The 25,483-nt window shown below is 56.5% G+C and carries 24 protein-coding genes and 7 pseudogenes; 16 read left to right on the forward strand and 15 right to left on the reverse strand.

Annotation, left to right across the window (positions count from 1 at the left end):
* Positions 1-57: 57 nt before the first annotated feature.
* Entirely contained in the window at positions 58-411 is a 354-nt protein-coding gene (gene tnpB / locus ACZ5A6_RS23965; protein WP_162714315.1) for an IS66 family insertion sequence element accessory protein TnpB, read from the reverse strand.
* The gene (tnpA, locus tag ACZ5A6_RS23970; protein WP_162714313.1) at positions 408-797 is read right to left on the reverse strand and encodes an IS66-like element accessory protein TnpA; all 390 of its coding nucleotides are present in this window, start codon (positions 795-797) and stop codon (positions 408-410) included. Before tnpA ends, tnpB begins: the two co-directional genes overlap by 4 nt.
* A gap of 249 nt (positions 798-1,046) precedes the next feature.
* Here tnpA and ACZ5A6_RS23975 point away from each other — a divergent pair, with 249 nt between their 5' ends.
* From ACZ5A6_RS23975 to ACZ5A6_RS23985, 3 genes and pseudogenes are all read left to right on the forward strand, one after another.
* Positions 1,047-2,141: a type IV toxin-antitoxin system AbiEi family antitoxin gene (locus ACZ5A6_RS23975; protein WP_078053775.1), complete on the forward strand. Its 1,095-nt coding sequence runs from the start codon at positions 1,047-1,049 to the stop codon at positions 2,139-2,141.
* A 1-nt stretch (position 2,142) separates the two neighbouring features.
* Complete coding sequence (locus tag ACZ5A6_RS23980) at positions 2,143-3,030, forward strand: hypothetical protein (RefSeq protein ID WP_078053774.1); 888 nt, start codon at positions 2,143-2,145, stop codon at positions 3,028-3,030.
* Positions 3,031-3,100: 70 nt separating this feature from the next.
* A pseudogene (locus tag ACZ5A6_RS23985) lies at positions 3,101-3,419 on the forward strand (transposase); the annotation flags it as partial.
* A 272-nt stretch (positions 3,420-3,691) separates the two neighbouring features.
* On the opposite strand, the gene ACZ5A6_RS23990 reads toward ACZ5A6_RS23985, so the two are convergent.
* From ACZ5A6_RS23990 to ACZ5A6_RS24000, 3 genes and pseudogenes are all read right to left on the reverse strand, one after another.
* Entirely contained in the window at positions 3,692-3,904 is a 213-nt protein-coding gene (locus ACZ5A6_RS23990) for a FecR family protein (RefSeq protein WP_338808391.1), read from the reverse strand.
* A 194-nt stretch (positions 3,905-4,098) separates the two neighbouring features.
* Positions 4,099-4,380, reverse strand: a pseudogene (locus ACZ5A6_RS23995) (FecR family protein); the annotation flags it as partial.
* Between the two features lie 71 nt (positions 4,381-4,451).
* Positions 4,452-4,715: pseudogene (locus tag ACZ5A6_RS24000) on the reverse strand (ABC transporter permease subunit); the annotation flags it as partial.
* Positions 4,716-5,052: 337 nt separating this feature from the next.
* On the opposite strand from ACZ5A6_RS24000, the gene istA (ACZ5A6_RS24005) reads away from it, so the two are divergent.
* From istA (ACZ5A6_RS24005) to ACZ5A6_RS24015, 3 genes are all read left to right on the forward strand, one after another.
* Positions 5,053-6,585 (forward strand): IS21 family transposase, encoded by a 1,533-nt coding sequence (gene istA, locus ACZ5A6_RS24005; RefSeq protein WP_111785440.1) that lies wholly within the window; start codon positions 5,053-5,055, stop codon positions 6,583-6,585.
* Positions 6,575-7,357 carry an IS21-like element helper ATPase IstB gene (istB, locus tag ACZ5A6_RS24010; protein WP_111785441.1) on the forward strand — a complete coding sequence of 261 codons (783 nt, stop codon included), beginning with the start codon at positions 6,575-6,577 and terminating at the stop codon, positions 7,355-7,357. The genes istA (ACZ5A6_RS24005) and istB (ACZ5A6_RS24010) overlap by 11 nt, the downstream gene beginning before the upstream one ends.
* A gap of 164 nt (positions 7,358-7,521) precedes the next feature.
* On the forward strand, positions 7,522-7,911 hold the full coding sequence (locus ACZ5A6_RS24015) for a winged helix-turn-helix transcriptional regulator (protein ID WP_237691135.1): 390 nt from the start codon (positions 7,522-7,524) through the stop codon (positions 7,909-7,911).
* Positions 7,912-8,450: 539 nt separating this feature from the next.
* Here the strand turns inward: ACZ5A6_RS24015 and ACZ5A6_RS24020 are convergent.
* Positions 8,451-8,945, reverse strand: a complete 495-nt coding sequence (locus ACZ5A6_RS24020) for an Lrp/AsnC family transcriptional regulator (RefSeq protein WP_112402596.1) — start codon at positions 8,943-8,945, stop codon at positions 8,451-8,453.
* Between the two features lie 142 nt (positions 8,946-9,087).
* On the opposite strand from ACZ5A6_RS24020, the gene ACZ5A6_RS24025 reads away from it, so the two are divergent.
* On the forward strand, positions 9,088-10,290 hold the full coding sequence (locus ACZ5A6_RS24025) for a MalY/PatB family protein (protein ID WP_112402595.1): 1,203 nt from the start codon (positions 9,088-9,090) through the stop codon (positions 10,288-10,290).
* A 51-nt stretch (positions 10,291-10,341) separates the two neighbouring features.
* Here the strand turns inward: ACZ5A6_RS24025 and ACZ5A6_RS24030 are convergent, their stop codons facing one another.
* From ACZ5A6_RS24030 to ACZ5A6_RS24040, 3 genes are all read right to left on the reverse strand, one after another.
* Complete coding sequence (locus ACZ5A6_RS24030) at positions 10,342-11,286, reverse strand: C-terminal binding protein (protein WP_464111547.1); 945 nt, start codon at positions 11,284-11,286, stop codon at positions 10,342-10,344.
* 20 nt (positions 11,287-11,306) lie between these two features.
* Positions 11,307-12,011: a thioredoxin domain-containing protein gene (locus tag ACZ5A6_RS24035; RefSeq protein ID WP_112402593.1), complete on the reverse strand. Its 705-nt coding sequence runs from the start codon at positions 12,009-12,011 to the stop codon at positions 11,307-11,309.
* An 84-nt stretch (positions 12,012-12,095) separates the two neighbouring features.
* A complete protein-coding gene (locus tag ACZ5A6_RS24040) occupies positions 12,096-12,653 on the reverse strand; it encodes an OsmC family protein (RefSeq protein WP_112402592.1) in 558 nt (185 codons plus the stop codon).
* 191 nt (positions 12,654-12,844) lie between these two features.
* Between ACZ5A6_RS24040 and ACZ5A6_RS24045 the strand changes: the two genes are divergently transcribed.
* The 4 genes from ACZ5A6_RS24045 (at position 12,845) to ACZ5A6_RS24060 (ending at position 17,218) form a co-directional block, all read left to right on the forward strand.
* Positions 12,845-14,035: a mandelate racemase/muconate lactonizing enzyme family protein gene (locus ACZ5A6_RS24045; protein ID WP_112402591.1), complete on the forward strand. Its 1,191-nt coding sequence runs from the start codon at positions 12,845-12,847 to the stop codon at positions 14,033-14,035.
* 50 nt (positions 14,036-14,085) lie between these two features.
* The gene (locus ACZ5A6_RS24050; protein ID WP_112402590.1) at positions 14,086-15,399 is read left to right on the forward strand and encodes an MFS transporter; all 1,314 of its coding nucleotides are present in this window, start codon (positions 14,086-14,088) and stop codon (positions 15,397-15,399) included.
* A gap of 95 nt (positions 15,400-15,494) precedes the next feature.
* Complete coding sequence (locus ACZ5A6_RS24055) at positions 15,495-16,514, forward strand: D-cysteine desulfhydrase family protein (protein WP_112402589.1); 1,020 nt, start codon at positions 15,495-15,497, stop codon at positions 16,512-16,514.
* Between the two features lie 131 nt (positions 16,515-16,645).
* Positions 16,646-17,218 carry a TetR/AcrR family transcriptional regulator gene (locus ACZ5A6_RS24060; RefSeq protein WP_112402588.1) on the forward strand — a complete coding sequence of 191 codons (573 nt, stop codon included), beginning with the start codon at positions 16,646-16,648 and terminating at the stop codon, positions 17,216-17,218.
* Positions 17,219-17,838: 620 nt separating this feature from the next.
* Here ACZ5A6_RS24060 and ACZ5A6_RS24065 read toward each other — a convergent pair.
* From ACZ5A6_RS24065 to ACZ5A6_RS24085, 5 genes and pseudogenes are all read right to left on the reverse strand, one after another.
* Positions 17,839-18,177 carry a LysR substrate-binding domain-containing protein gene (locus ACZ5A6_RS24065; protein ID WP_368045870.1) on the reverse strand — a complete coding sequence of 113 codons (339 nt, stop codon included), beginning with the start codon at positions 18,175-18,177 and terminating at the stop codon, positions 17,839-17,841.
* Positions 18,178-18,290: 113 nt separating this feature from the next.
* Entirely contained in the window at positions 18,291-19,103 is an 813-nt protein-coding gene (istB, locus tag ACZ5A6_RS24070; protein WP_111796911.1) for an IS21-like element helper ATPase IstB, read from the reverse strand.
* Entirely contained in the window at positions 19,093-20,622 is a 1,530-nt protein-coding gene (gene istA, locus ACZ5A6_RS24075; protein WP_111796982.1) for an IS21 family transposase, read from the reverse strand. The genes istB (ACZ5A6_RS24070) and istA (ACZ5A6_RS24075) overlap by 11 nt, the downstream gene beginning before the upstream one ends.
* Positions 20,623-20,711: 89 nt before the next feature.
* Positions 20,712-21,125 carry a DUF1254 domain-containing protein gene (locus tag ACZ5A6_RS24080; RefSeq protein ID WP_464111548.1) on the reverse strand — a complete coding sequence of 138 codons (414 nt, stop codon included), beginning with the start codon at positions 21,123-21,125 and terminating at the stop codon, positions 20,712-20,714.
* 315 nt (positions 21,126-21,440) lie between these two features.
* Positions 21,441-21,611, reverse strand: a pseudogene (locus tag ACZ5A6_RS24085) (transposase domain-containing protein); the annotation flags it as partial.
* Positions 21,612-21,735: 124 nt separating this feature from the next.
* On the opposite strand from ACZ5A6_RS24085, the gene ACZ5A6_RS24090 reads away from it, so the two are divergent.
* From ACZ5A6_RS24090 to ACZ5A6_RS24110, 5 genes and pseudogenes are all read left to right on the forward strand, one after another.
* Complete coding sequence (locus ACZ5A6_RS24090) at positions 21,736-22,335, forward strand: hypothetical protein (RefSeq protein WP_464111549.1); 600 nt, start codon at positions 21,736-21,738, stop codon at positions 22,333-22,335.
* Positions 22,293-22,976: a site-specific integrase gene (locus tag ACZ5A6_RS24095; protein ID WP_464111550.1), complete on the forward strand. Its 684-nt coding sequence runs from the start codon at positions 22,293-22,295 to the stop codon at positions 22,974-22,976. Before ACZ5A6_RS24090 ends, ACZ5A6_RS24095 begins: the two co-directional genes overlap by 43 nt.
* Positions 22,973-23,896, forward strand: a pseudogene (locus ACZ5A6_RS24100) (tyrosine-type recombinase/integrase). The gene ACZ5A6_RS24095 and the pseudogene ACZ5A6_RS24100 overlap by 4 nt, the downstream one beginning before the upstream one ends.
* Positions 23,893-24,078: pseudogene (locus ACZ5A6_RS24105) on the forward strand (site-specific integrase); the annotation flags it as partial. The pseudogenes ACZ5A6_RS24100 and ACZ5A6_RS24105, both read left to right, overlap by 4 nt.
* A 154-nt stretch (positions 24,079-24,232) precedes the next feature.
* Positions 24,233-24,402, forward strand: a pseudogene (locus ACZ5A6_RS24110) (IS30 family transposase); the annotation flags it as partial.
* Between the two features lie 46 nt (positions 24,403-24,448).
* Here the strand turns inward: ACZ5A6_RS24110 and ACZ5A6_RS24115 are convergent.
* Entirely contained in the window at positions 24,449-25,474 is a 1,026-nt protein-coding gene (locus tag ACZ5A6_RS24115) for an ABC transporter ATP-binding protein (RefSeq protein WP_112402769.1), read from the reverse strand.
* Positions 25,475-25,483: the final 9 nt, after the last annotated feature.

Here is a 25,483-nt window from a genome sequence, read left to right on the forward strand (position 1 = left end):
CCAAGTTCTGTGCCGATTTGCCCTCGGAATCTATTGTGCTGAGTCATCGTGTCGCAGCTATTCGATGGTCTCCGGCGTTCTCGTCCTGACGTCATGAACCCGCCGCCAATCAAGGCCCGCAAACAGGGCTTCGAACTGGGCGTGGGTCAGCGTCATCAGTCCATCCTTGATGCCCGGCCAGGTAAAGCTGTGCTCTTCCAGCCGTTTGTAGGCCATGACGATACCGGAGCCATCCCAGTAGATCAGCTTCAGCCGATCCGCCTTGCGGGACCGGAACACGAAGACTGTTCCGGTAAACGGGTCCTTGCGCAGTTCGTTCTTCACCAGTGCCGCCAATCCGTCATGCCCCTTGCGGAAGTCTACGGGTTTGGTCGCCACCATGATCCTGACGCGGTGCGATGGAAAGATCATGTCGCTGCCGCCAGGGCCCGAGCGATGGCAGCGATCCTGGCAGCAGACGCACCTTCCTCAAGACGGATCGTCACTGGACCGACGATAATCTCGGCGCGCGTGGCGGTCTTGACACTCAGCGGCTCCGGCGGGGGTGTCTCAACGACCATGGCCGCGAATTCGACGGCGTCTTCCGGCTCAGGCAAAACCAGCTTGCCATCTCGTGCCAGCGTTCGCCAGGTCGACAGGTGATTGGCCTTCAGCCCATGGCGGGCCGCGACCTCATTCACCGTCACACCCGGCCGCAAACTTTCCGACACGATCCGTGCCTTGACCTCATCCGGCCATTGGCGGTGAGCATCACGTCGGCTCCGCCGCGTCGTGAGAACCTCCAACGTAGTCTCCATGGAGAAACTCCTTATCGCTCGTCCATGAAAACTCGATCACAGATCAGGCGACAGCGGGCAACGTGGGGGTGGGACAGCGGTTACGGTGTGATTAGACGGATCTAGGGTTCTAATCCTGTCAAGGCGAAGAGCGGGAATGGCGAAATCCGCTTGTGTAAAGCGTATTTTCACTGCACAGTGAAAATTAGCGTGACATCGAATATTAGATGATTTATTGAATTTTCACTCTGCAGTGAAAAAGGTTGAATAATGGAGATAAGCGAGCGTGACCGTGCGACAAAGGCGATCGATGCGCTCGTTGAAACGCTTGAAGGGCTGCCGCAGGTCACGGTTTCCCATGTTGAAGCCGAGCCCGGTTTCGGCCGTCACCTATACCTAGACGCTGCAGTGGAGGCCAATGTAGCCGGCAAAGGCATCCTCTTGATCGTCGAGTGCAAATCCGTCGTATATCCTCGTGATGTCCGCGAGGCGATATGGCGCCTCCTCGCTGCCAAGAAAGACGCTGAAGCAAAGCGCGTTGAGACTGTCGTGCCCGTTCTCGCAGCAAGCTCCATATCGGTTGGCGCTCGCCAGCTGCTTCGAGAGGAGGGGGTTGGATACTTCGATGATGGCGGAAGCCTCTTCGTGCCAGCACCAGGCGCTTACCTCGACATCGAGCGCCCGGTCCCGAAGTCTGGGGAACGAACGATTGGATCTCTGTTTACAGGGAAGCGCTCCCAGATCTTGCATGCCCTGGTTCTGGATCACGGAGACTGGTTCGGCGTCAGCGACCTAGCAGAGCGGGCGAAAGTATCGTTCGGAACCGCTTCAGAAACACTTAGCGCGCTGGAGCGCCTGGAATGGGTGTCTGCTCGCGGCCACGGCCCGAATAAAGAACGGCGCCTGTCGGACACCACCTCATTACTCGACAGCTGGGCTCGCCATGTGGAAGAGGGGCCGCGGCACAAACGCCGGCGCTTCTACGTTCCTGGTAAAGGTGCCGACACTATTGCAAACAAGCTGGAAGCTGAATGCGAGGCTCTTGGCGCCGAGTATGTGCTTACCCAAGACAGGGCTGCACAAGAATATTCGCCCTACCTTTCATCTATCAATCGCATAGCTTGCCGTATGGCCCCCGGTGAAAAGACAGACATGGTTCTAGAGCATCTTGATGTCCGAGCTGTGACGGAAGGTGCAAATCTCGACGTGATCGAGACGCGCTCCCCAACTGAGTTTCTTTTCAAAGAGAAGCGGGCAGGACTTTGGCTTGCGAGCCCCCTGCAGGTCTATCTGGACCTCTTGCGAGGCGAGGGGCGATCAAGGGATATGGCCGAACACCTTAGAAAAGAAGTTTTAGGAGTCTGAGATGACGAAACCGTCGACCGCCGAGGGATACAGCAATCAGGTCACTGAGAACTGCGAACGGGTCCTGGTTACGCTTCTTCGAGGGTTGGGGCCATGGCGTGACTCCATCTTCCTGGTGGGTGGTTTGACGCCTCGCTATCTTATCGAGAGGAAGCCTCCCGAAATTCCTGCACACGCAGGAACGGGCGATGTCGACGTCGTCATCCAGCTTCAGATGCTCAACGAAACGGAGGCTTACCATAGCCTTGAAGACAATTTCAAAAAACTCGGATTAACGCGTGGCACAAACACGAAGGGGCAGTCTGTCTCTTGGCGCTGGGAGATCAGCACGGGTGGTACGAAGGTCGCAATCGAACTCCTCGCCGATGATCCCGACAAGTCAGGCGGCAAGGTCGTTGAGTTGCCCACGGAAGGCAGCGTATCGGCCATGAACATCCCGCATTCGGCAATTGTCTTCGATCATCATAAAACGCGAAAGATCTCGGCAGAGCTTCTCGGGGACGACGGCGTTGCAACGGTCGACCTCCACTATGCTGACCTAGTGGCGTTCGTTTGCCTGAAAGCTTATGCCTTCAACCAACGGGCCGAGCGAAAAGACGCCCACGACCTCGTCTACTGCATCGAGCATTATGATGGTAGCGTCGATGCGGCTGCAGACGAATTCGTGAAAGCGCTTGGTGGTAAACACAAGGAGGTTATCGCCGAGAGCCTGACTTTGTTGGCTCAGCACTTCGTTGATGACGAGCGGACCGAAGGCTTCGCCAAGGATGGTGCTGTCGCGGTGGCGAAATTCGAATTGGGAGAAGACACCGATCGCGACACCCGTATTCTGCGGCAGCGTGAGGTCTCCGATCTCATATCGACGCTCCTGAAGAAAGTTGGCGCCTGACGCCCTGAGTCAGGACCTATTGATTTGAATTGACGGCTATGATTCAGACGGGCGCCCAGGAGCCTGACTGATGAGTAATTTGTTCTGTTTGAATAACGAGAAATGGCTCGTCTTTAGCCCTATTTCCCCAAGAGCCATGGCCGCCAGCGCGTAGATGATCGGCGTGTGCTGATCGGCATCATTTTCGTCAATCGCAAGGGGCTCCGGTGGTGCAATGCGCCTAAGGAATATGGCCCGGCGAAAACGCTGTATAACCGCTGGAAACGCTGGAGCGACAAGGGCATGTTTATCCAGATGATAGACGGCCTGGCGGTGCCTGAAGCTGCAGAACACCAGACCGTCATGATGATGTAACCTATCTCAAGTCCCACCGCACGGCTTCCAGCCTGGGCGCACTCCCTCAAGTTCCATAAATAGGAGTTACGCCATCTTTTCAGGGGCTTAGTTCATTTGGTGAGCGTGCCATTGGTTCGAATCCGTTCAAGAGCATTATTGGTTGGGAATGGCCCGAGACCCAATTTCTCTTCATTTTGGGGCTCAGAGCAACTAGAGCAGAACAAACAAAACGCAGAGCTTAAGACCTTGGCGCTCTGCACTTTTGAGGTCAGAGCGAGAGATTTCTTCGAAAGCAAGCAAGCAAGCAAGCGAGAGGCTGGTATCGTCACTCGCGAATGACGATCAGGGGGCCGAAGTGCATTGCTTTCACATGTAGGGCCTGCGTTACGAAAGCAAGCGCAACGTCGGTATCGGTGATCTTCATCGTGCCGCTGACCCGTCGATTGGCGATACGAGAATCCGTAACCACGATGCGGCCGTAAAAATGCCTGTACATCTCCTCGATAACGTAGGAAAGCGGTGTATCGTCGAGGACCATCTGGCCGCGCCTCCAAGCAAATGCGACGGACTATCGACCGGCGCGATGGCCATTTGCCCTTTCGCGTAGTCATAGATTGCTTGCTCTCCTTCACTGACGCGGACAGGGCCTGTGCGGCTTCCGTCGATGTCGATCTGGACCGCATTTTTGTTGACGGCCACTTCAGTGTTGTCATTGCCGTAGCGAATAGGGAATGCCGTGCCGAGTGCAGTAACCTTGGCCGCCCCCGCAACAACCGTAAAGGGTCGTCCGACGTCGTGAGCGACCTGAAAAAAAGCTTGGCCTTGAAGAAGGCGGATAGTGCGGTGGCTGTCGGTAAAGTTTACAGCGATTGCTGAAGACGAATTCAGTTGCACCCCGGATCCGTCCTCAAGCGAAATCGTTCGCATCTCGCCAGTTCTGGCTATGACATCAGCCTGCAGACGCATCGGGCCGTCTAGCGCAAAGAAGCTGCCCGTTGCGAGCGCTAGGACCATTAAAGTTGCGATGACTGGTTTGACTAGGCTCCTTGGCCTGACCTTGATGTTGGAGAGCACGGAATCGGATTGTATAGCCCGGCTCGCATCAAAAGCGCGATGATCGCCGTTGTTGTTGGGCTGAAGCGAATGCCCATCAGGGGTAAGGCGAAGTAGATATAAAAGATCTGTACCAGAAAAGGCGTGTTGCGGACGACTTCTACGAAGGCGATGACCGGCGCGCGCACGATCCGCCTGTTCGAGGTCCGGGCGATGACACCCAGGATGCCGATCGCCAGGGCGAGCGCCATGCCGGCAAACGCGAGGCCGAACGTTCCTAACGTTGCCCATAGCAACTCAGCGGCGCGATCAAAGACCGCGCCGAAGTCTACCTATAATTCATGCGAAACTTCCTCCTGGCGCAGCCTCCACCACGCCAGATCACGAATGTTCTAGTCTGCCGACTGCAGAACTCTCCGCGTCTTCAAGTTCAGATCTCTCAGATGTGCCAGCGGAGTGACGTCGCCCACGAGCGGAACCTCCACTGATATCGCAGCTTTGCCGGCAAGTTTGGCAAGCAGTGTTGATTTCCGCGCAGAAGTGAGCCGGTTAGGCGCATAATTTCCATTGAGAATTGAGCCATGTGAACCTTTCCCCATCGCTTTGAGTGACGGGGGCAACGGAGTGATCCACATGGGACTTTTGAATATCATCCGTCGGATGGCACTGCGCGAGAAGTTGTCGGTGCGCGAGATCAGCCGACGAACCGGATTGTCACGCAACACCATCTCCAAATATTTGAATGCCGGCACGATCGAGCCGACATTCACGGTCCCCGAACGACCGAGCAAGCTCGATCCATTTGCCGACAAACTGGCGGGTTGGCTGAAGAGCGAGGCTGGAAAGTCGCGCAAGCAGCGGCGTACGTTGAAGCAGATTCATGCTGATCTGGTTGCCCTTGGTTTTACCGGCTCCTATGGCCGGGTGGCTGCCTTTGCCCGTGAATGGCGACTTGATCGGCAACGTGAGCAGCAAACGACGGGGCGTGGCATATTCGTTCCGCTGTCTTTCCGTCCTGGCGAAGCATTCCAATTCGATTGGAGTGAGGACTACGCTGTCATAGCCGGTGAGCGTACGAAGCTTCAGGTCGCACACATCAAGCTGGCGCACAGCCGGGCGTTCCTCTTGCGTGCCTATCTTTTGCAGACACACGAGATGCTCTTCGACGCCCACTGGCACGGCTTCCGTGTGTTCGGCGGCGTGCCTGGTCGCGGCATCTACGATAACATGAAGACGGCGGTCGATCGTGTCGGTCGCGGCAAAGAGCGGCAGGTCAACATCCGTTTCCTCGCGATGACGAACCATTACGTCTTTGCGCCTGAGTTCTGCAATCCATCGGCAGGCTGGGAGAAGGGACAGGTCGAGAAGAACGTCCAGGATGCCCGTCCGCGGTTGTGGCAACAGATGCCCGCCTTCGCAGATCTGGCGGCACTGAACGTCTGGCTGGAACAGCACTGCCAGGATCTATGGCGTGAGACACCGCACGGCACTTTGCCCGGTACGATCGCCGACATTTGGGCCGAAGAGAAGGCGGCATTAATGACGTTGCCTGCCGCCTTTGACGGCTTCGTCGAGCAAAGCAAGCGCGTCTCACCGACATGCCTGATCACCTTCGAACGGAACCGCTACAGCGTGCCTGCGTCTTTTGCGAACCGGCCCGTCAGCCTGCGGATTTATCCCGAGCGACTGGTCGTTGCAGCCGAGGGCAATATCCTCTGCGAACATACGCGGATCATTGAACGCAGTCACGACAAGCCGCCGCGAACGATTTACGACTGGCGGCATTACCTTGCCGTCATCCAGCGCAAACCCGGTGCGTTGCGTAATGGTGCGCCCTTCCTGGAATTGCCTTCGGCCTTTCGGCAACTACAGGATCAGATGCTTCGCCGTCCCGGCGGTGATCGTGAGATGGCCGATATCCTCGCCCTTGTCCTTCATCACGACGAAGAGGCCGTCCTGCAAGCCGTGGAACTCGCCCTGGAGGCGGGCGTGGCGACCAAAACGCATGTGCTGAATCTGCTGCACATGCTGATCGACGGCAAGACGACCGACGGTCCCGGTATCGATACGCCGCCGGCGCTGACCTTACGGCGTGAACCTGAGGCAAATGTTGAACGCTATGATGGCCTGCGCGTCCGGATCGCAGGAGGTCGCCATGCGTCATGATCCTGCAAGTGCCGCCGTTGTCATCATGCTGCGAAGCCTGAAGATGTACGGTATGGCCCAGGCCGTCACAGACCTGATCGAACAAGGGGCCCCGGCTTTCGATGCGGCGGTGCCCATTCTGTCGCAGTTGCTGAAAGCCGAAATGGCCGAGCGCGAGGTTCGCTCCATCGCCTATCATATGAAGGCGGCTCGCTTCCCGGCTTACAAGGATCTTTCCGGCTTTGACTTCGCCGCCAGCGAGATCAACGAAGCGACAGTGCGGCAATTGCATCGATGTGAGTTCATGGATGGAGCGCACAATGTCGTGCTTGTCGGCGGCCCAGGAACAGGCAAAACCCATGTCGCGACAGCCCTCGGCATCCAGGCCATCGAGCATCATCGCAGAAAAGTTCGCTTCTTCTCGACGATCGAACTGGTCAATGCGCTTGAGCAGGAAAAGGCCAAGGGCAAGGCGGGACAAATCGCCGAGACCCTGGTCCGTCTTGACCTGGTCATCCTCGACGAGCTTGGATATCTGCCATTCAGCGCCTCAGGTGGAGCATTGCTCTTCCACCTGCTGAGCAAGCTTTATGAACGGACCAGCGTCGTCATCACCACCAACCTGAGTTTCAGCGAATGGGCATCTGTCTTCGGCGATGCCAAAATGACCACCGCGCTCCTCGATCGCCTGACCCATCGTTGCCATATCCTGGAAACAGGAAACGACAGCTTCCGCTTCAAAGCCAGTTCCGCCGCCGCAGCACACAAGAGAGGAGAAAAGCCAAGCCCTTGACCAAAACCTGATCAGAAAACCATACTCAGAGGTGGCTCACTTCTCGGTGGAAAAACCGGCTCACTTCTGCGCGGAAATCAACAGAAAGACATAAACTGCTCCATTTCCGTTGAAGGTCGGAACCCATTGGTGCATGATGTGCATCAGTTACGTCAAATGCACTAATGGAAGAAAATTCAGTGACCGTAAAAAAACTGCCGTGCTGCGGGGTCGAGCGATTTCTGCTTCTTCTCGACGGCCCCTGGGCTACATTGATCGTCCGTGAGCTGCTGGGCGGGCCGCGTCGCTTTACCGAATTGCGCGGCAGGCTGCCTGGGATCAGCGCACACACACTGACCTATCGCCTCAGGCGTTTTGAAGAGCACGGTTTGGTGACGCGCATGGCATACGCCGAAACGCCTCCGCGTGTAGTCTACGAACTGACCGAACTTGGACTGTCTTTGCACGACATTTTATATGCCATGAAAGACTGGGGTGATGCGCTTCCAGATGAGATCCTCAAGCACAGCACTATCTCATCCGTCGACCAACAGCGCGGAGAGCTTGGTCGTTGACTTGACGAAACGAAGCTTCCCCTGGGGCGGGTCAACCGGCAAAGGAGCACAATCTTCATATGAAAGGCTAATCCCTTGGCATTCCTGCAGCCACCGAAGGCTTCGTGCCTCCGCGAAAGTCACAGCTATGCCCGGAATCGCTGGCGATATGCTCCCGACGTCAAGTCGACAATTGGTGACGAGCGCATCGCGATAGTGGAAGGGATACGTTCTGGCAGTATAGACGCGATCAAGAGGATCGGGCAACGCCGCCGACGGTCGTTCGGCCATCGCCGCCCCGCAGCAGGTGCTCGCCGCCGGTCGCGTCGCAAGGACTTCGCGGGAGCTGGCCGGGGCTGCCAATGGGTGCGCAGAACGAGCAGCGCCAGCAGATTCTCCGGCAGGCGGAACAGGAGCGCCAGTGCAGCAATGATCGCGATGGCGCGGAGCGGTAAGCTAGGTCCTATTCTTCCATCAGGCTATCGAAGACGGGCGCCATAGCGATCCATAGTTGTCGCTGGTTAGCGACCGCGCCGATTCGGCTCAATCCACCAGCGCATCTAGGCCTCCCTGCCTTCGCCAGGAGAAGGTAAACGTGAACCTATTTTCGGCGTCAGGACGCTCTTCTTGATTTCCCCAAACACGAAATTCGTCTCCCAGGATCCGATACCCGGCAGCTCTGAGAGTTTGTTGCGCACGAATTCCTCATAACTATCCAATGAGGCGGTGAACACCTGAAGTAGATAATCCTGCCGTCCCGACATGAGATAACAGGCGGTGATTTCGGATGTTCGGCGAATACCCAGCTCGAATTCTGCCATGGCGTTTTTGCTCTGCGCCGCGAGCCGGACAAGAATGAAGGCGATGATCGGCATTCCGAGAGCCCTATGGCTGAGCCGCGCACCATAACCTTCGATCACACCGGCTTCTTCCAAAAGCCGGACGCGCCTGTGGCACGGGGAGGGTGACAGATTCACGCGTTCGCTTAACTCTTGATTGGTAAGCCGGCCGTCTTTTTGCAGCTCGATGAGTATCTTGAAATCAATCTCGTCCATTTCGTCGTTCCTTAGTGGAATCTGCCACTGATTCGCAGCATCAGCTAGAACATTAGTAAGAATTGTAGCAGCTTGTAGATTAAACTGCTTTCAACGCAACGATGTCCAGCGCAATCCACTCACGTTTCCTGGTTAGTCTCCAATGCACCACGATTTCGACCGCCTGATTTCCCGTCTCGATAGCAATGCGTCCGCAGTGGAAGGATATGAGAAATATCTCTTCCCGCAGGGTACCGTGCCGGTCGTGCTCGATCGGCCGAAAGAGGAGATCATCCAGATGTGGGTGGCCGATATGCAGTTCGCTGCCCCGCAAGCCGCACTGGATGCCATGTCGGATCGGTTGAAGCATCCGATCTTCGGCTATACGATGAACTACGATGACCACCTTTATGATGTCTTCCACGCCTGGTGTCAGCGCCGGCACGGTTGGAGCTTCCCGCGCGAGCAGCTGGTCCTGTCGCTCGGTGTCATTCCTGCACTGTTCGGCCTCGTCAACTATCTCTGCGGACCGCATGACAAGGTGCTGACTCTCAGCCCGTCCTACGGTTATTTCAAGCACGCTACGGTGAAGAGCGGCCGAACATTGGTCACATCGCCACTCATCAACAATGACGGCTACTACGAAGTCGATTTCAAAGATTTCGAAGAAAAGGCGGCGGACGGCTCGGTCAAGGTCTTCTTCCTATGTCACCCACACAATCCCACCGGGCGGCTGTGGAGCGAAGCCGAGTTGCGGCGCCTCGCGGAAGTCTGCTTCAAACACGGCGTGAAGATCATTTCCGACGAAATCCATTGCGACCTGCTTCGCAGCGGGCTCAAACACACGCCACTCGCCAAGCTTTTCCCGGAAAGCCGCGATGTCGTCACATGCATGGCGGTGAGTAAGACCTTCAATCTCGCCGGCATGATGATTGCCACAATCGTCATCCCCGATGAGGCGCTAAGAGCGGTTTGGAACGAACTGCACTATCCGTTCATCAATCCGATCAGCCTTGCGGCTGCCATCGGTTCCTATCGCGGGGGCGAAGCTTGGTTGGACGACCTACGGGTCTACCTGGATGGGAACTTTGCGCTCGCAGATGAGTTTGTGCGGACGCATCTCCCGGATGCAAGGTTGCGTATTCCCGAGGCGACCTATCTTGCCTGGATCGACATGCGCGCCTATTTCTCAGGTTCGATCGACCTGACGCGCTTCTTCCTCGAACGGGCCGGTGTTGTCATCGAGGGTGGCGAAATGTTCGTAGACAGCGGCGAGGGCCATATCCGGCTGAACCTTGCTTGCCCCCGTTCCGTCTTGCAGGAAGGACTCGACCGGATTCGAAACGCAATTTCAGCTAATCGATAGTTCGGGGTCGGTTTGGTAGCGCGCTAACCGGGAAAATCCGCAGTTGAAGTCTTAGGTCACGCGAGGAGTGTTGCATGCATTGCGCGGTTGTTCACCGCGTAGTACGCGAATGACCTCCTCGCAAGCTCGTGTGCGCAGTTCCACCATTGCAGCAGTCGATGCGTAAGCGACATGCGGTGTGATGATCACATCCGTTCGGTTGAGGAGCGATTGCGGGGGAGAGGGCTCGCCATCAACGACGTCGAGGGCGGCACCTCCGATCATCCCGGCGTCGAGCGCCACGGCAAGAGCTGCGTTGTCCACCAGCCCGCCTCGGCTCACATTTATAAGCAGCGGGCGCTTTGCGCATTTCGACAGGAAACGTGTGTCGATCATCCCGGACGTCTCGGCGTTCAAGGGCGCGTGCAGGATAATCACATCTGCCAATCTAGCGAAATTATCTGGGTCGACCGGCTCCGCCAAGCTGCTGTCGTGGCTTCCAGTGCGTGCCATGGCGATGACCCGGCACCCAAACGCCTTCAGCTTGCGTGCGGTCTCCGATCCGATCCTTCCAAGACCGACGATGCCGACGGTTAGATCCGAGACACGTTGCAAGCCGGCCCCATCAGAGCGCCAGCCGGTTCGCTTCACCTCGGCATCGAGTCGGACGATGCCGCGACAATGGGCCAGCATAAGCGCGACCGCGTGGTCGGACACTTCCCCGACGCAATAGTCCGGGACGTTGGTTACCCAAATTCCGCGATCGGTGGCAGCTTCGACGGCCACGTTGTCCACGCCAGCGCCAAGCCGGGCGATAACCCTGAGCTTTTCTGCTTCATGGATCATACCAGGCGAGATTAATGCCCAACAGGTAATGATGGCCGCCGGCTCGACGGAGGCTAGAAGTCGGGCAAGGGTCTCTTCCTCGGCCGGCGCGCGAATAAACTCCAACCCGGCGCTGCGAAAGATATTTTCCTCCAGTTCCGTATCAACCCAAGGAGCATCGGTCAGCAGCACACATGTATCTGAGCTTAGCGTCATTGGCATCCGGTTCCGTCAAGTTGGCATGCGAGGCCCGTGGTCGCCGCCACGTCCAGCAAGCTACCAAGGGCGGCGTCGAGTCCAGCCTTTACCCCCTCATATGGCATGAATCCACGCGCTATCATCTTATACCGCGTTTCACTCTGCTTCAGGAGCAGTGCGGGAAAGCCCTGTACGCCAACATCGCTCACCCATCGAACACCATTTAAGACGGTGGACAGAGTTGCCTTATCCACTAGCAGAGACTTGAACTGTTCAAAGTCGATCGTCTTCATGCAGTCGAGCGCACGGTAGCTTTCGGGTAGAAGAAGGTCGAGTCCGTCGTCGTAGTGGGCGCGCTGCATCTGCGAGGAAACCGCCAGTGAATCTGTTACGCCGAGCATTTGCATTACTGCCATCGCCCTTGCGGGAACGAGCGAATTCAACTTGCGCTTCGAGGTTGCATGATTGCGGATATGTTCGAGATAAGGTTCACCGAAATCCTGACCGGACACCTCGCTCACACGCTGATGCAGGCCGATAGGATCCGGAAAGCGTCCGAAGAATTCTCCGAGCTGCATCTCCTGCGGAATCATGCAGCCGTTGACCAGCCGCAAGTCGACGCGGTCGGCATATTCCGTAGCTATACGATCGATTGTTCTTCTGAAGCCATAGCACCAGAGGCAGTAGATATCGGTAACGTAATACAGTTCGGATTTCATGGATTTATACCGCTCGGTTGAGTTTTGGTGACGAACATGAATTGGTGTGCCGGCGAGGAGGGGCTCCCCGCCGGCCACGATCGGTCAAACCAGACGCGCTGCAATCTTGACCGGATTGGCCAGCGTGTCGTGGATCGGGGAATTGTTCGGCAGTTCGCGTACCAACTCCTCGAGCTGCTCGCGGTTTGCCGCGTCGCTGGTTAGCTTGACGTCGACATTGATCGCCTGCGCACCCTTGCGGACCGTCTCGTCAAGACCCAGGAAGCCGTTGAGATCGATATCGAAGCCCAGGTCGAGTTCGAGTCCGCTGAGATCGATCCCTTTGCTGGCAGCCATGGAGGCCAGGGTTACGATATAGCAGCCGGCAAGTGCCTGAAGGACGTATTCAGCGGGGCTGACACCGGTGTCGGTGCCCAGCAGTGCCACAGGCTCATCGCCAATAAGAGAAAACTTTCCGTCACGCGTATTGTCTGCCAGCCCGTTTTGAATGAGGGGACCGGTCTGCGAAGCGATTGCAAGACCGCCGTTGGACCTGCCTTTGACTTTGAACGTGACTTTTCCGAGTTCCGGCTGGTTGCGGACGACGTCCTGCGTTTCACGGATCGCCTTGATGTCGGCGAAGGGCTTCTTCGTAGCAGTCAATTGAGCCTCCTTGGAGTCATTGGTCGATGTTCCGCAGACGGATCTTTCCAGCCTGGGACGTAAGGCCTGCGTTCCGCCTTCTGATGAAAGGTGCGGACGATTGCGATCAATACGTGATTGACAACCTAACACTCTACTAGTAGATAGGCAAGTAATATCGGCATCCAATTTAGTTCTGGGAGGAATGCGGGATGAAGATCGAACGGGTGGAGACGCTTGCCTGTGACGCGGGCTGGCGAAATTACAACTTCCTGAAAATAACGACGGATACAGGGCTCGTCGGCTGGAGCGAGTACGATGAAGCTTACGGTCCGCCGGGATTAACCGATGTGATCCGCCGGTTTGGACAGCGTGTCATCGGCAGTTCGGTCACCGATCACGAGCGGATCTATGGGGTTCTCGCTGCGTCGATCAGGCCCGCACCATACGGTCTGGCGGCAGAAGCACTCGGAGCCATCGAGAATGCTCTCTTGGATATTAAGGCCAAGGATTTCGGGGTTCCGTGCTATGAGCTTCTTGGCGGCAAGCACCGTGACGCCATCCCAATTTACTGGTCGCATTGCGCGACCTGGCGCATTTCACATCCATCGTTTTATTCGCCGAAGATCGATACGCTGGACGATGTGAAGCAAGCGGGGCTTGATGCGCGCAACAGCGGTATCGGTGCGGCCAAGACGAACCTGTTTCTTCACGGAGAGGGGCGACCCAAACAATGGCATGCGGGTTTCGGCGCGCCCTATAAACCCGAACTCAATATCGACAAGACGCTGATCCGCAACGTGCGCGCTCACCTCGAAGCGCTCAAGGATGGTCTCGGTCCCGATGTTGAGCTGCTTGTCGATTTCAATTTCAACGCCAGAACGGAGGGGTATGTCCGCTTGATCCGCGCACTGTCGGATTTCGATTTCCTCTGGTGCGAGTTGGACATCTACAATCCTGAGGCTCTCGCCTACATTCGCCAGCAAAGCCATGCCCCCATCAGTTCCCTCGAAACCCTGTTCGGGGTGCGGCAGTACTTGCCTTACTTCCAGTCACAGGCTGTCGACGTTGCGATCATTGATGTCGTCTGGAACGGTGTTTGGCAGTCGATGAAGATTGCCAATACGGCCGAAGCCTTCGATGTGAACGTGGCACCGCACAATTTCTATAGCCATCTCGCAACGATGATGAACGTCCACTTCGCGGCGGCGGTGCCGAATCTGCGGATTATGGAACATGACGTCGATCGTCTCGCCTGGGACGACGCGCTCTTCACCAACGCACCGATCATCGAGAACGGCGCGATCGTCGTACCGGACCGGCCAGGTTGGGGCTGCGAGCCGATCGAGACGGCACTTGCCGCGCATCCGGCCAAGGAGCGGGGGGGCTATCTCGGCCTGTAACCCTGGGCCGCCATCAGTTCATCAACAATTCGACTCTGGGAGGAAGTAGAATGACATCGTACGATTCCGCGGCGACGGCCTTGCCATCGACAGACACTGACAATCTCTACAAACGGGTAGCATGGAAAATTTTGCCACTGCTGTTCGTAAGCTACATCGTGGCCTATCTGGATCGCGTTAATATCGGCTTTGCTGCGTTGCGCATGCAGCAGGATCTCAGTTTCAGCGATGCTGTCTACGGCTTGGGCGCTGGAATTTTCTTCGCAGGCTATGTCCTGTTCGAAGTCCCGAGCAACCTGCTCCTGACTAAGATCGGAGCGCGTAAGACGATCATGCGGATTATGATCTGCTGGGGTCTGGTCTCCTCCGCCATGATGTTCGTGCAGACGCCGATGCAGTTTTACATCGCGCGCTTCCTGCTCGGCGCTTTTGAAGCGGGCTTCTTCCCCGGCATCATCCTGTACCTCACCTATTGGTTTCCAGCACGCATGCGTGGTGGTATCATCGCCATCTTCATGTCCGCAATCGCCATTGCCGGTGTCGTCGGCGGTCCATTGTCTGGCTGGATCATGAGCCACATGGAGGGCGTGAACGGGTGGCATGGTTGGCAATGGATGTTTCTCATCGAAGGCCTTCCGGCCGTGGTGTTGGGTATCGTTGCGGGTCTGATGCTTATTGACGGGCCGTCGAAGGCAAGCTGGTTGTCCGACCGGGAACGCACGCAAATCACCGAAGACATCAAGAGCCCGACCGATCAATCCGGCCGGCACTCGATGAAAGATGCCATTCGTGATCCGCGGATCTACGCGCTTGCGGCCGTCTACTTCGCCGTGGCGTCCGGTATCTATGTCCTCGGTTTCTGGTTGCCAGGTATGGTGAAGGGCTATGGCATTGCCGACCCGTTCCATATCGGCCTCCTAACAGCAATCCCCTATCTTGCGAGCACTATAGGCATGGTCGTCATTAGCCGGCGTTCTGATGCGACTGGCGAGCGGCGTTGGCATCTCGCGACATGCATGGTGATCAGCGCGACCGCGCTTGTCGCCAGCACGTTCTTTACGACAAATCTGATCATTGGGCTTGCGTGCCTTACGGTCGCCGCGGTTGGTGTTTTCGCGGCGATGCCGGTATTCTGGACCATTCCCACGCGTTATTTGTCTGGGACCGCGGCGGCGGGTGGCATCGCTCTGATTAACTCGCTCGCTCTGATCGGCGGTTTCGTTAGCCCGACGGTGATCGGTGCGATCAAGGCGCAGACGGGAAGCACTGACATCGGCTTGTATGTTTTTGCCGGGGTTCTAATTGCCGGAGCGGCACTTCTGCTGTTGGCGATGCCAGCACGTCTTATTCAAGCGAAGTGCTGAAGCAAGATTCCTAGAGCCGCCAAAAAGGCTTCGCGGATCGGCTGCTAACGCGGCCGATCCTTTCTATAAGATATCAGAATCAAGGATGAACGTTGATGAGCATGACCCGCCAAAGGCTGCGAGACGATTTCCCGCATTTTCCTCTCCTCGATGGTCCAACCCCGATTCAACGGCTACGCAGGCTTGAGAAGGCACTCGGCACAAGCGTTCGGATCTATGTCAAACGCGACGACCTCATAGGGATCGGCATGGGGGGAAACAAGCTGAGGAAGCTTGAGTTTTTGATCGGTGATGCTCTGAAAAATGGATGCGACACGATCATTACGACCGGCGGACTGCAATCAAATCACGCACGTATTACCGCTGCCGCAGCTGCAAAAGCAGGCTTGGCATGTGAACTGATGCTCTCGACCCTGGTACCGAACGAAACACAAGCCTACCAGTCGAATGGCAACCAGTTGCTCAACAAACTGTTTGGCGCAACGGTTCACACCTTCTCAAAGGATACGGACACGTTGGCCATGGCGCACGAACGTGCCCGGGTGTTGCAACGCCAGGGGCGTAAAGCGTACTCTGTCGGCCTTGGAGGCTCGTCTCCTTGCGGCAGCCTTGGATATGTCGATTGCGCCGGCGAAATACTAGAGCAGGAACGATCGAACGACATTAGATTTGATCGGATCTTTACCGCAACGGGCAGCAGCGGCACGCATGCCGGCCTGCTTGCAGGTTTCCGGGCACTCAGCGGCAACAACCGAAATGTCGTTGGATACTGCGTCTTTGATTCTGCGGCGGCGACTGAAGCTCGAACGTTAGATTTGACAGACAGACTACTATCGATGCTCGGTTTCGAGGAGGGTATCCCGCAGGCGGAAATCCACGTTGATGACAGCCAACTCGGAGATAGCTACGGTGTCATGTCGAAGCATGGGAGGGACGCGATCAGCACTCTCGCGCAGACCGAGGGCTTGCTCGTCGATCCCGTTTATACCGGCAAGGCTTTCGCAGGCATGCTTCACGCGATTCGCTCCGGAGTAGTGAAGGACAACGAGAATGTACTTTTCCTTATGACGGGCGGGGCGCCGGGATTGTTCGCTTATCGAGAGTCGTTTGAGTAACTAATCCCTGCGGCTACAGGCGCCCGCGGTTGAGCGGCTCCATATAACCGACGTTTTCGTTGCAATTCGTCGTCCGGTTGCCTATCTACTTATCGATAGCTTGCTTGGAAAGGAGATACGGCGTGTCTGAAATGCGCGATGAACTGCTGAGACATGCAGAAAACCTTGTACGCCGCAGGGGGTATTCCGGCTTCAGCTATGCAGACGTATCAGAACGGGTGGGAATTCGGAAGGCGAGTATTCATTATCATTTCCCGACAAAAGAAATAATGGTCTCTACGGTTCTTGATAGTTACAGGCAGCGTTACAAAAATGCCCTGACAAGAATAGAGGCACATTCGGACAACGCACTGGATCGAATAGATGCCTATGGTCGGCTTTATCTTACCGGAGTGGACAAAGGTTTGGGTTGCCTCTGTGCGGCCCTTACAGCCGAACTCGAGATCTTGCCAGAAGAGTTGCGGGCAGGGACTGAAGCATTTTTCCGTGAACATCTTGAGTGGGTACAAAAAGTATACGAAGAGGGTTTGCGAAATCGTCAGGTGAACAGCAATCTTGAAGGCCGCGCTGCAGCGCGCCTTGTTGTCACCTCACTTGAGGGGGCACTCATGATGGAGCGAATGCTGGATGGTGCATCCGGATTCGAATTGACACTTTCCAGTCTGCGGTCAAGCTTGGGGACCGGGGCAAACCCTACGAGCTGATCGGCGTGAGTTCTCGCAAAAGGCCGATCGATCGTGATGAGAATCAGACTGGTCGTTGACTATATTTATTCACCCAATCGCTTCCCCTTGAGCTATATGCTCAAGCAGCAACAGTCGACGAGGGTGCCCCGGTGTCTTCGCCAAGTCTGCCGGAGCGCAGTACCGATCGAGCGAGATCCCGCTGGTATCCCCTGGACTTCTAGTAACGATAGCCAAACGACCCCTGCTCGGTTGTCCATCGCCTGCGGCGGACATCTCCTGTCAGCAATTCAACGTGTCGATACTCGTTAGACATAAGCCTATACCCAAGCCTGTGCTTGAGCCTTCTGCTTATGCCGACTGTCCGGTCGAAATGGGGTGCAGTTCAGGTGGGCACAATGTTGCCCAAAATCGGACAACGGTGACGCCCTCTTTACCTAATACGTAGGTCTGAAAATTGTCGTCATCGGTAGCGGGAATGTTGTTCACCTGTTTAATCCGCCCTATTGAGAGCTTAGCTGCTTCTGCAAATTGCGAGAGCAAGAAAGCGTTCTGCATCAACTGCGGCAATGGCGCCCTGATCGGCCCCAGTGGCTGCTTGTCGGGAAACGTCGTCTATCACGTCGCCTGCTGAAGTCGTGCTAGGCGTTAATCGCCTCTGGAGGAAAGTTCAATGGCAGGTCACTCCGCAAGTGATCAGCTAGAACTTCCCGCATGACGGTCACCACGTCATCTTTTCGATGATCTCGCCCGTGTAGACTGATCGTCGCCAGCGGGAGCGCCTCCAGATCGTGCATTCGTCGAGATGGCCGTAATCCCGCCCCCAAGCACGAAGCTCCCAGCACGCTGATCCCTAAGCCAGAAATCACTGCGCTGCGGACGGACTGAACACTGTTTCCGGTCATGACTTCACGGTGGTTTGTATTCGTTCGCAACAGCGCTTCAAGCGCCGCCTGACGATAGATGCAAGGTGCCTGCATGAGACAAAGATCCAGGGGCGCCTCTGTACTCGTATAGATTTGTTGCCGAAGCTCACTTTGTTGATTTCCACTGAGAACTGACCCGGTATTTCCACCGAGATTTGACCCGCCTTTTAGATATGTTTCGGGTCTGGTGTAGAGGTCAAGTTCCTGTTTTTCTCCTTCGTGTTTTTCGGTTCATGAGCTGAGCTATTCTTGAAGCGGAAGCTGTCGTTTCCGGTTTCGAGGATGTGGCAGTGGTGGGTCAGGCGGTCGAGCAGCGCCGTGGTCATCTTGGCATCGCCAAAGACGCTGGCCCATTCGCTGAAGCTCAGGTTGGTGGTGATGACGACACTGGTACGTTCGTAGAGCCTGCTCAGGAGATGGAACAGCAAAGCTCCTCCCGACGCGCTGAACGGCAGGTAGCCCAATTCGTCGAGGATGACGAGATCGGAATGGACAAGCCGATTGGCGATCTGCCCTGAGCGACCTTGCGTCTTCTCCTGTTCAAGCGCGTTGACCAGTTCGACTGTTGAGAAGAACCGGACGCGTTTGTGATGATGCTCGATTGCCTGGATACCGAGAGCGGTGGCAATATGGGTTTTGCCTGTCCCAGGTCCGCCGACCAGCACGATGTTGTTGGCATCATCGAGGAAGTCGCAGCGATGGAGTTGGCGCACGAGCGCCTCGTTGATCTCGCTGCTGGAGAAGTCGAAGCCGTTGAGATCGCGATAGGCCGGGAAGCGGGCAATTTTGAGCTGATAGGCGGTTGATCTAACCTCCCGCTCTGCCGTTTCCGCTTTGAGCAGTTGCGACAGAATAGGAATGGCAGCCTCAAAAGCTGGCGATCCTTGTTCGGTGAGCTCACCGATTGCCTGAGCCATGCCGTGCATCTTCAGTTGGCGCAGCATGATAACGATCGCTCCGCTGGCTGGGTTATGACGCATGGCGGACCTCCGCAGTCTTCCTCAGGGTATCGTAGCGTTCGACATTGGCCTTGGGCTCGTTGGCAAGTGTAAGAGCTTGCGGCGCGTCGATCGTAGGTGGTGTCGAGGATTTGCCATCGACGAGGCGATGCAACAGGTTTAGCACATGGGTTTTGGTCGGAACTCCGGACGTCAAAGCCATATCGACTGCCGATAGCACTGCCTGTTCGTCGTGCTGGAGAACAAGCGCCAGAATATCGACCATCTCTCGATCGCCACCCGGCTTTTTGAGCAGGTGCTGCTGCAGCGTTCTGAAGGCTTCGGGAAGATCGACGAACGGCGCACCATTGCGAAGAGCGCCAGGTTTGCGTTGCACGACCGCGAGATAGTGCCGCCAATCGTAAATCGTCTGCCCAGGTCCGTCATGCGACCGGCTGATGACGCGAAGATGCTCGCATATGATCAGACCCTCCGCTGCAACAACGATACGGTCTGGATAAACTCGAATGCTGACGGGTCGGTTGGCAAAGGATGCCGGAACGCTGTAGCGATTGCGATCGAAGTGAACCAGGCAGGTTGGGGACACCCGTTTGCTATGCTCGACAAAACCATCGAAGACACGCGCCGTTGGCATCAGAGTTTTTGTTTCCTCGGCCAGGAGGTCAGCGATAGTGCCACGCATCTTTCCATGCGGGGTCTGCTGCCAAACCTCCTTGCATCGAAGCTCCAGCCAGTCGTTCAGGGCTTCCAACGATGGAAAGCGTGGTGTCGGTTGAAAGAACCGATGGCGCGAATCCTGAACATTCTTCTCGACCTGGCCTTTCTCCCAACCAGACGCCGGATTGCAGAACTCCGGCTCATAGAGGTAGTGGCTGGCCATTGCCATAAAGCGGATGTTGACGTCGCGCTCCTTGCCGCGTCCAATCTTATCGATTGCCGTGCGCATGTTGTCGTAGATGCCGCGCCGCGGCACCCCGCCGAAGACACGGAACGCGTGGTTATGGGCATCGAACAGCATCTCGTGCGTCTGCAGAAGATACGCCCGGACGATGAACGCCCTGGAATAGCTAAGCTTTGTATGGGCCACCTGCAGTTTGGTGCGCTCATTGCCGATGATTGCCCAGTCTTCCGACCAGTCGAACTGGAAGGCCTCACCCGGATCAAAGGCCAGCGGAACGAACGTCCCACGTCCCGATGTCTGCAGCTCCCTTTGCAGATCAGCTTTCCATTCCCGAGCAAAAGCAGCAACCCGACCATACGATCCCTCGTAGCCAAGGCTCACCAGATCGGCATGTAATTGCTTCAGGTTGCGCCGCTGCTTCCGGTTCTTTTTGGCTTCCGTCCGCAGCCACGCTGACAGCCGGTCGGCAAAAGGATCAAGCTTGCTCGGCCGCTCCGGCACCTTGAACGATGGTTCCACGCCATCAAGCCGGAGATATTTGCGGATGGTATTCCGGGATAGGCCGGTCCTGCGGCAAATGTCCCGGATCGATATGTGGTCTCGAAAATGCCAGCGTCGGATCACGCTCAGTAACGCCATGTCGATCACTCCGTAGCCCCCGCTGAAAACACGCAGGGCAAGGTTCAAACATGGGTCAATTCTCGATGGAAATATCCTGGGCTACCGGGTCAGTTCTCAGTGGAAATCAACACCGAGAGCACATAGGGTTCATCGAGAACGACAACGGCGCTCATGTAGTACGTGTCGTTGTTGGCCGTCGGCATATCCTTGGCAGACGGTGTCGCCAACTCACGCGCCCAGCCGATCTGATTGACAGGAGCGCGATAACTGGTGGCTGGTACGTCGCTCGAAACATCAGAATAGGAGCGGACAACTCGTTCCATCCTGACCAATGGATAGCCCCAGTAATATGCGGAAATCCCGAGTTGATACCCATCGGCTTCCAGCCCCTTGTCGATGACTTCAGGGGTCGCGGGTGTCGTTAACAGTTTGTCTTCGAACGCCTCTTCCGAATGAGCGGCGGTTAGCGAAGCACTCCAGAGCAGCAGCGATGCTGCGACCACGATAAACCTGCACGGCATGCCATTCTCCTTCAAAGTCGAACGCTACTGCATGCCTACGTTGTAGGGCGCGCCTAGAAAATTCCAATGGTTAGTCGGTTGGTGAAAGGTGGATCGGAGCGAACGCCCGCTATGAGATCGACCGCGGCCGATCTTGGAGCCGCTCCGAAGAGAACACGCCCTGAACGTCAGCGCAGCGGGCGATGTCGTAGCCTTCTCGCCGTAACTCATTTGACATTCGACTAGTCTACTTCGACAGAAGGCTGAGACCGTCATCGCCAAAGTATAGAGGAATCGAAAGAAGAGAAGTGCGTTACAACCACTTGCCCCAATGTTTTAGAACAGCATGATCGCCTTGACGCAACTGCGGTCTCGGGCACGGGCCTTCGCGACCGGATAGTTCCACGGCAAGAGTTCATCGATCTGGCTCTGTTTATGCCCGTTGACGATGGCTGTGAGTGTGCTGGTCAGATAGGCTTGAGGATCGACGGCGTTGAGTTTGCACGTTTATGCCGACCGTCGAACTATGCCGATTAATCAACTTTTTGCCAACGTTTCCGGCATCATAGCGGGCAGCTAGTCGGCATAGTTTAGGGTCTCTCCGTCGCAGTTGACGCGAAGGAGAGGACACATGAACGCAACTGACTATTTGAATCGCAGCGCCCTATACCGGAAGCTGGTCTATGGTCCGTATCGGGAGTTTGCGGGCGTTTACGCCGCCAAAATGTCGAACGAAGGTTTGGGTCGGCATTGCACGTGGCGCTCGCTGAGCCTGTTTCGGGATCTGATGGACTGGCATGTTGGCAATGGACATGCTCCGCAGGATTTAAGCGAGGTTTACGTCGACCGCTTTCTTGAGCATCGTTTCAAGCACTGGAAGCCCGACTCGGGCGATCGATCGGCACTCCGCCGCTTGCTTTTGGCGTTACGGGAGAAAGGCTTAATACCAGCCGCACTTCCGATTCTGCGCAGTGAGCACGAGAAGATCGTCGATGTATTCGGGCAATATCTCTCGACTGAGAGAGGGCTCGCCGCCGCGACTGTGGGGAGCCACAAGCTTCTGTCGCTTCGATTTCTCCGGGAGGTGTGCCCTTTAGGCGTAGACGGGTTTGCAGCGCTCACCCCGCAGACCGTGATCGTTATGTCGAGCGACATGCGCTCGATGGTTCCGCCGACAGTGGCAAAGCCATGTGCGGGGTTGTGCGTGCCTTCCTGCGCTATTTGCATCTGAAGGGCTTCATCTCGATGCCGCTCGCTGGCTGTGTGCCGTCCATCCGCCGCTGGCGACTTGCCGGCCTTCCAACATTTCTCCCGCCCGAGAAAGTCCAGAAGGTTCTCGATGCCTGTGATCGGACGACGGCAATGGGTCGTCGGGACTACGCGGTTCTGATGATCCTCGCCAAGCTCGGTTTGCGCGCCAGCGAAGTTTCCAACCTCAATCTTGACGATATCGACTGGCAGTCGGGCACGATCCTCGTACACGGAAAGGGACAACGCCAAGCGACTATGCCGCTGCGTCACGACGTCGGAACAGCACTCGTCGCTTATATCCGACATGGGCGTCCAGCCTCGGCATGTCGACGACTTTTCCTACGAACACTCGCCCCGCACGTGGGTTTTACATCTGGCAGCGCGATCACATGGATCGCTAAGCAAGCACTCGAACAGGCCGACATTGAAGGCTATGCGCATCACGGCGCCCATCTTTTCCGCCACAGCCTTGCGACTGACCTTTTGCGATCGGGCGCCAGCTTTGCTGAGATCGGCCAACTGCTCCGCCATCGAAGCATCGACAGTACAAGAATCTATGCCAAGCTCGATATTGATAAGCTGCGTGAACTGAGCCTACCCTGGCCGGGAGGTGTCCAATGAGCCGGCTTGGCACCGCGTTTGAGCGCTACATCGGCATGCGCCAAGGGCTGGGATACAAATATGACGGTCCGGCAAAACGATTGTCGGAGTTCGTCGCTTTCATGGAATCCCGCGGCGCCGAGACCATCACGAATGATCTGGCAATGGAGTGGGTCACCTCGATGGGCCGGCAGCCAAGCTGGTCCATCCGCCTGTCTGATGTGCGCTGCTTTGCCCAGCACCTCAGTTATTTCGATCCTTTGACAGAAGTGCTACCAAGCGACGCTGTAGCACCGGCACGGCGGACAAAGCCCTACATCTATAGCGAGATCGAGATTCAGACACTTTTGGCGGCGGCACTGTCGTTGCCGCCGGCCAACGCTCTGCGGCGCTGGACATATCACTGCCTGTTCGGGCTGATAGCAGTGGCCGGACTGCGCCATTCCGAAGCGCTCAGCCTGCTCCGGGCCGATGTCGATCTCGACCAGCGCGTCCTCACCATCCGAGAGACAAAGTTTGGCAAGTCACGGCTGGTCCCGCTGCATGCCACGACAATTGCTGTCCTTTCGGGCTACCCCGCCCGACGCGATGCACACCTTGGTACGCCGAGCAGTCCCTATTTCTTCGTCGCCGAACAAGGCGGCAGATTGCTGCATCAATACGTGCATCGCGTGTTCTGGCGACTATCCCGGCAAATCGGATTACGACAGGAGGGGAATTGAGATGGCCCACGGATTCATGATCTTCGTCACCGTTTCGCCGTCCAGACCCTGATCAACTGGCATTGCCCCGGCGAAGATGTGGAACGCGAGCTGCCGGTTCTCTCAACCTTCCTCGGCCATGCCAATGTTCGCGACACCTATTGGTATCTGTCGGCCACGCCGGAACTGATGAACCATGCCGTACGGCGATTGGATAAGCGTTGGGAGGTCCGGTCATGAGACACACGAACGACCTGCCCGTGCTAATCGAGCGGTGGTTTACGGATCGGCTTATGAAGCATCGAGGTGTCAGTCCCAACACCATCGCCTCCTATCGCGACACCTTCAGGCTCCTGTTTGCTTTCGCACAGACGCGCATTGGGAGATCCCCATCCCAGTTGACGCTGCGGGATTTGGACGCTCTGAACCGGCCAAAGGTGATATTTGAGGGGCCTTGCAGCTTCGGATACGATCATCAGGCCGCCCGGAAGATCGCGTGCGAGTTTAATGACCCTGCCTGCCATTGTACTTCATCCGGCTGCGATTAGAGCCTTGGAGGTTTTTGGTACGCCAAATGGCGCGGTCGAGAACACCAACAAACGGGTTCGTCGCTACCTGCCCTGGAAACAATCGTGCTGGATGTGGCCAATCAGGAGACCCGTTCCTTATGTGACCGGCTCAACGCCACGCCTCGCAAGTGCCTGGGATTTCAGACACCGGCGGAGATTTTTAGCCAGCATCTAATGGTGGCTATGGAGGACCAGGTCATAGAGATGCCAACCCGCGTTGCATTCAATCTGGAGTCAGCACGGTCAGCGGCATCACAGGCCGTCCATCTTTACTGAAGAGATGGTAGCGATTATTTCTCGGAGCGAACACGATCGCTTCCCCGGGCTGATAGGAGATCGTTCCTTCGTGACGGATGATGACCGGGTCGGGTTCCCCAATGTCGACATAAACGAAAGAGTCCGATCCCAGGTTTTCCGTGTAGATCACGCTTCCGCGCCACGGGCCGTCCTGGACGATCTCGAGGTGCTCCGGACGGACGCCGACAACATCAGCTCCGAATGGGGCCGCCGCTTCACCCCTCATCAAATTCATCTTCGGCGACCCGATAAATTGCGCGACGAACAGTGAGCCTGGCTTTTCGTAAAGTTCAAGCGGCGTTCCGACCTGCTCGACCTTACCGTCCCGCAACACAACTATCCGATCCGCCATAGTCATCGCTTCGACCTGGTCGTGCGTTACATAGATCATCGCGGTATCGGGAAGGGATCTCTTGAGTTTGACGATCTCGATGCGCAACTGCACGCGAAGGCTGGCGTCGAGGTTTGACAGAGGTTCGTCAAAAAGGAAGACCTTTGGGTCCCGAACGATCGAGCGACCAATGGCTACGCGCTGGCGCTGACCTCCGGACAGTTGGCGGGGGTAGCGATCCAGATAATCCGTGAGATGAAGTTTTTCAGATACGGCGCGCACCTTGCTTTCCAGTTCCGATTTTGATGTTCGCGCGAGCCGGAGCGAATACGCCATGTTATCGAAGACCGTCATATGAGGATAAAGCGCGTAGGATTGAAAAACCATCGCAACGCCTCGCTCCGACGGCGTCCTGTCGTTGGCATGCTTGCCGTCAATTTCCAGCACACCGTCCGAGATCTGTTCCAGTCCCGAGATGCAGCGAAGCAGCGTTGACTTTCCGCATCCGGATGGACCGACGAACACGACGAACTCGCCGTTGCCGATTTCAAGATTGATGTCCTTGAGGACTTCCACTGCGCCGAAGCGCTTGTTGAGATTGCGTATGTGAATGCCAGACATGGCGTTTTC

Source organism: Agrobacterium sp. 6Ca8 (genome assembly GCF_055382765.1).

Excerpts from the sequence above, each read along its gene's own strand:
- tnpB (WP_162714315.1), bottom strand. The coding sequence starts at position 411 with ATGATCTTTCCATCGCACCGCGTCAGGATCATGGTGGCGACCAAACCC.
- tnpA (WP_162714313.1), bottom strand. The coding sequence starts at position 797 with ATGGAGACTACGTTGGAGGTTCTCACGACGCGGCGGAGCCGACGTGAT.
- ACZ5A6_RS23975 (WP_078053775.1), top strand. The coding sequence starts at position 1,047 with ATGGAGATAAGCGAGCGTGACCGTGCGACAAAGGCGATCGATGCGCTC.
- ACZ5A6_RS23980 (WP_078053774.1), top strand. The coding sequence starts at position 2,143 with ATGACGAAACCGTCGACCGCCGAGGGATACAGCAATCAGGTCACTGAG.
- ACZ5A6_RS23990 (WP_338808391.1), bottom strand. The coding sequence starts at position 3,904 with ATGGTCCTCGACGATACACCGCTTTCCTACGTTATCGAGGAGATGTAC.
- istA (WP_111785440.1), top strand. The coding sequence starts at position 5,053 with ATGGGACTTTTGAATATCATCCGTCGGATGGCACTGCGCGAGAAGTTG.
- istB (WP_111785441.1), top strand. The coding sequence starts at position 6,575 with ATGCGTCATGATCCTGCAAGTGCCGCCGTTGTCATCATGCTGCGAAGC.
- ACZ5A6_RS24015 (WP_237691135.1), top strand. The coding sequence starts at position 7,522 with ATGGAAGAAAATTCAGTGACCGTAAAAAAACTGCCGTGCTGCGGGGTC.
- ACZ5A6_RS24020 (WP_112402596.1), bottom strand. The coding sequence starts at position 8,945 with ATGGACGAGATTGATTTCAAGATACTCATCGAGCTGCAAAAAGACGGC.
- ACZ5A6_RS24025 (WP_112402595.1), top strand. The coding sequence starts at position 9,088 with ATGCACCACGATTTCGACCGCCTGATTTCCCGTCTCGATAGCAATGCG.
- ACZ5A6_RS24035 (WP_112402593.1), bottom strand. The coding sequence starts at position 12,011 with ATGAAATCCGAACTGTATTACGTTACCGATATCTACTGCCTCTGGTGC.
- ACZ5A6_RS24045 (WP_112402591.1), top strand. The coding sequence starts at position 12,845 with ATGAAGATCGAACGGGTGGAGACGCTTGCCTGTGACGCGGGCTGGCGA.
- ACZ5A6_RS24050 (WP_112402590.1), top strand. The coding sequence starts at position 14,086 with ATGACATCGTACGATTCCGCGGCGACGGCCTTGCCATCGACAGACACT.
- ACZ5A6_RS24055 (WP_112402589.1), top strand. The coding sequence starts at position 15,495 with ATGAGCATGACCCGCCAAAGGCTGCGAGACGATTTCCCGCATTTTCCT.
- ACZ5A6_RS24060 (WP_112402588.1), top strand. The coding sequence starts at position 16,646 with ATGCGCGATGAACTGCTGAGACATGCAGAAAACCTTGTACGCCGCAGG.
- ACZ5A6_RS24065 (WP_368045870.1), bottom strand. The coding sequence starts at position 18,177 with ATGCAGGCACCTTGCATCTATCGTCAGGCGGCGCTTGAAGCGCTGTTG.
- istB (WP_111796911.1), bottom strand. The coding sequence starts at position 19,103 with ATGCGTCATAACCCAGCCAGCGGAGCGATCGTTATCATGCTGCGCCAA.
- istA (WP_111796982.1), bottom strand. The coding sequence starts at position 20,622 with ATGGCGTTACTGAGCGTGATCCGACGCTGGCATTTTCGAGACCACATA.
- ACZ5A6_RS24080 (WP_464111548.1), bottom strand. The coding sequence starts at position 21,125 with ATGCCGTGCAGGTTTATCGTGGTCGCAGCATCGCTGCTGCTCTGGAGT.
- ACZ5A6_RS24090 (WP_464111549.1), top strand. The coding sequence starts at position 21,736 with ATGAACGCAACTGACTATTTGAATCGCAGCGCCCTATACCGGAAGCTG.
- ACZ5A6_RS24095 (WP_464111550.1), top strand. The coding sequence starts at position 22,293 with ATGTGCGGGGTTGTGCGTGCCTTCCTGCGCTATTTGCATCTGAAGGGC.
- ACZ5A6_RS24115 (WP_112402769.1), bottom strand. The coding sequence starts at position 25,474 with ATGTCTGGCATTCACATACGCAATCTCAACAAGCGCTTCGGCGCAGTG.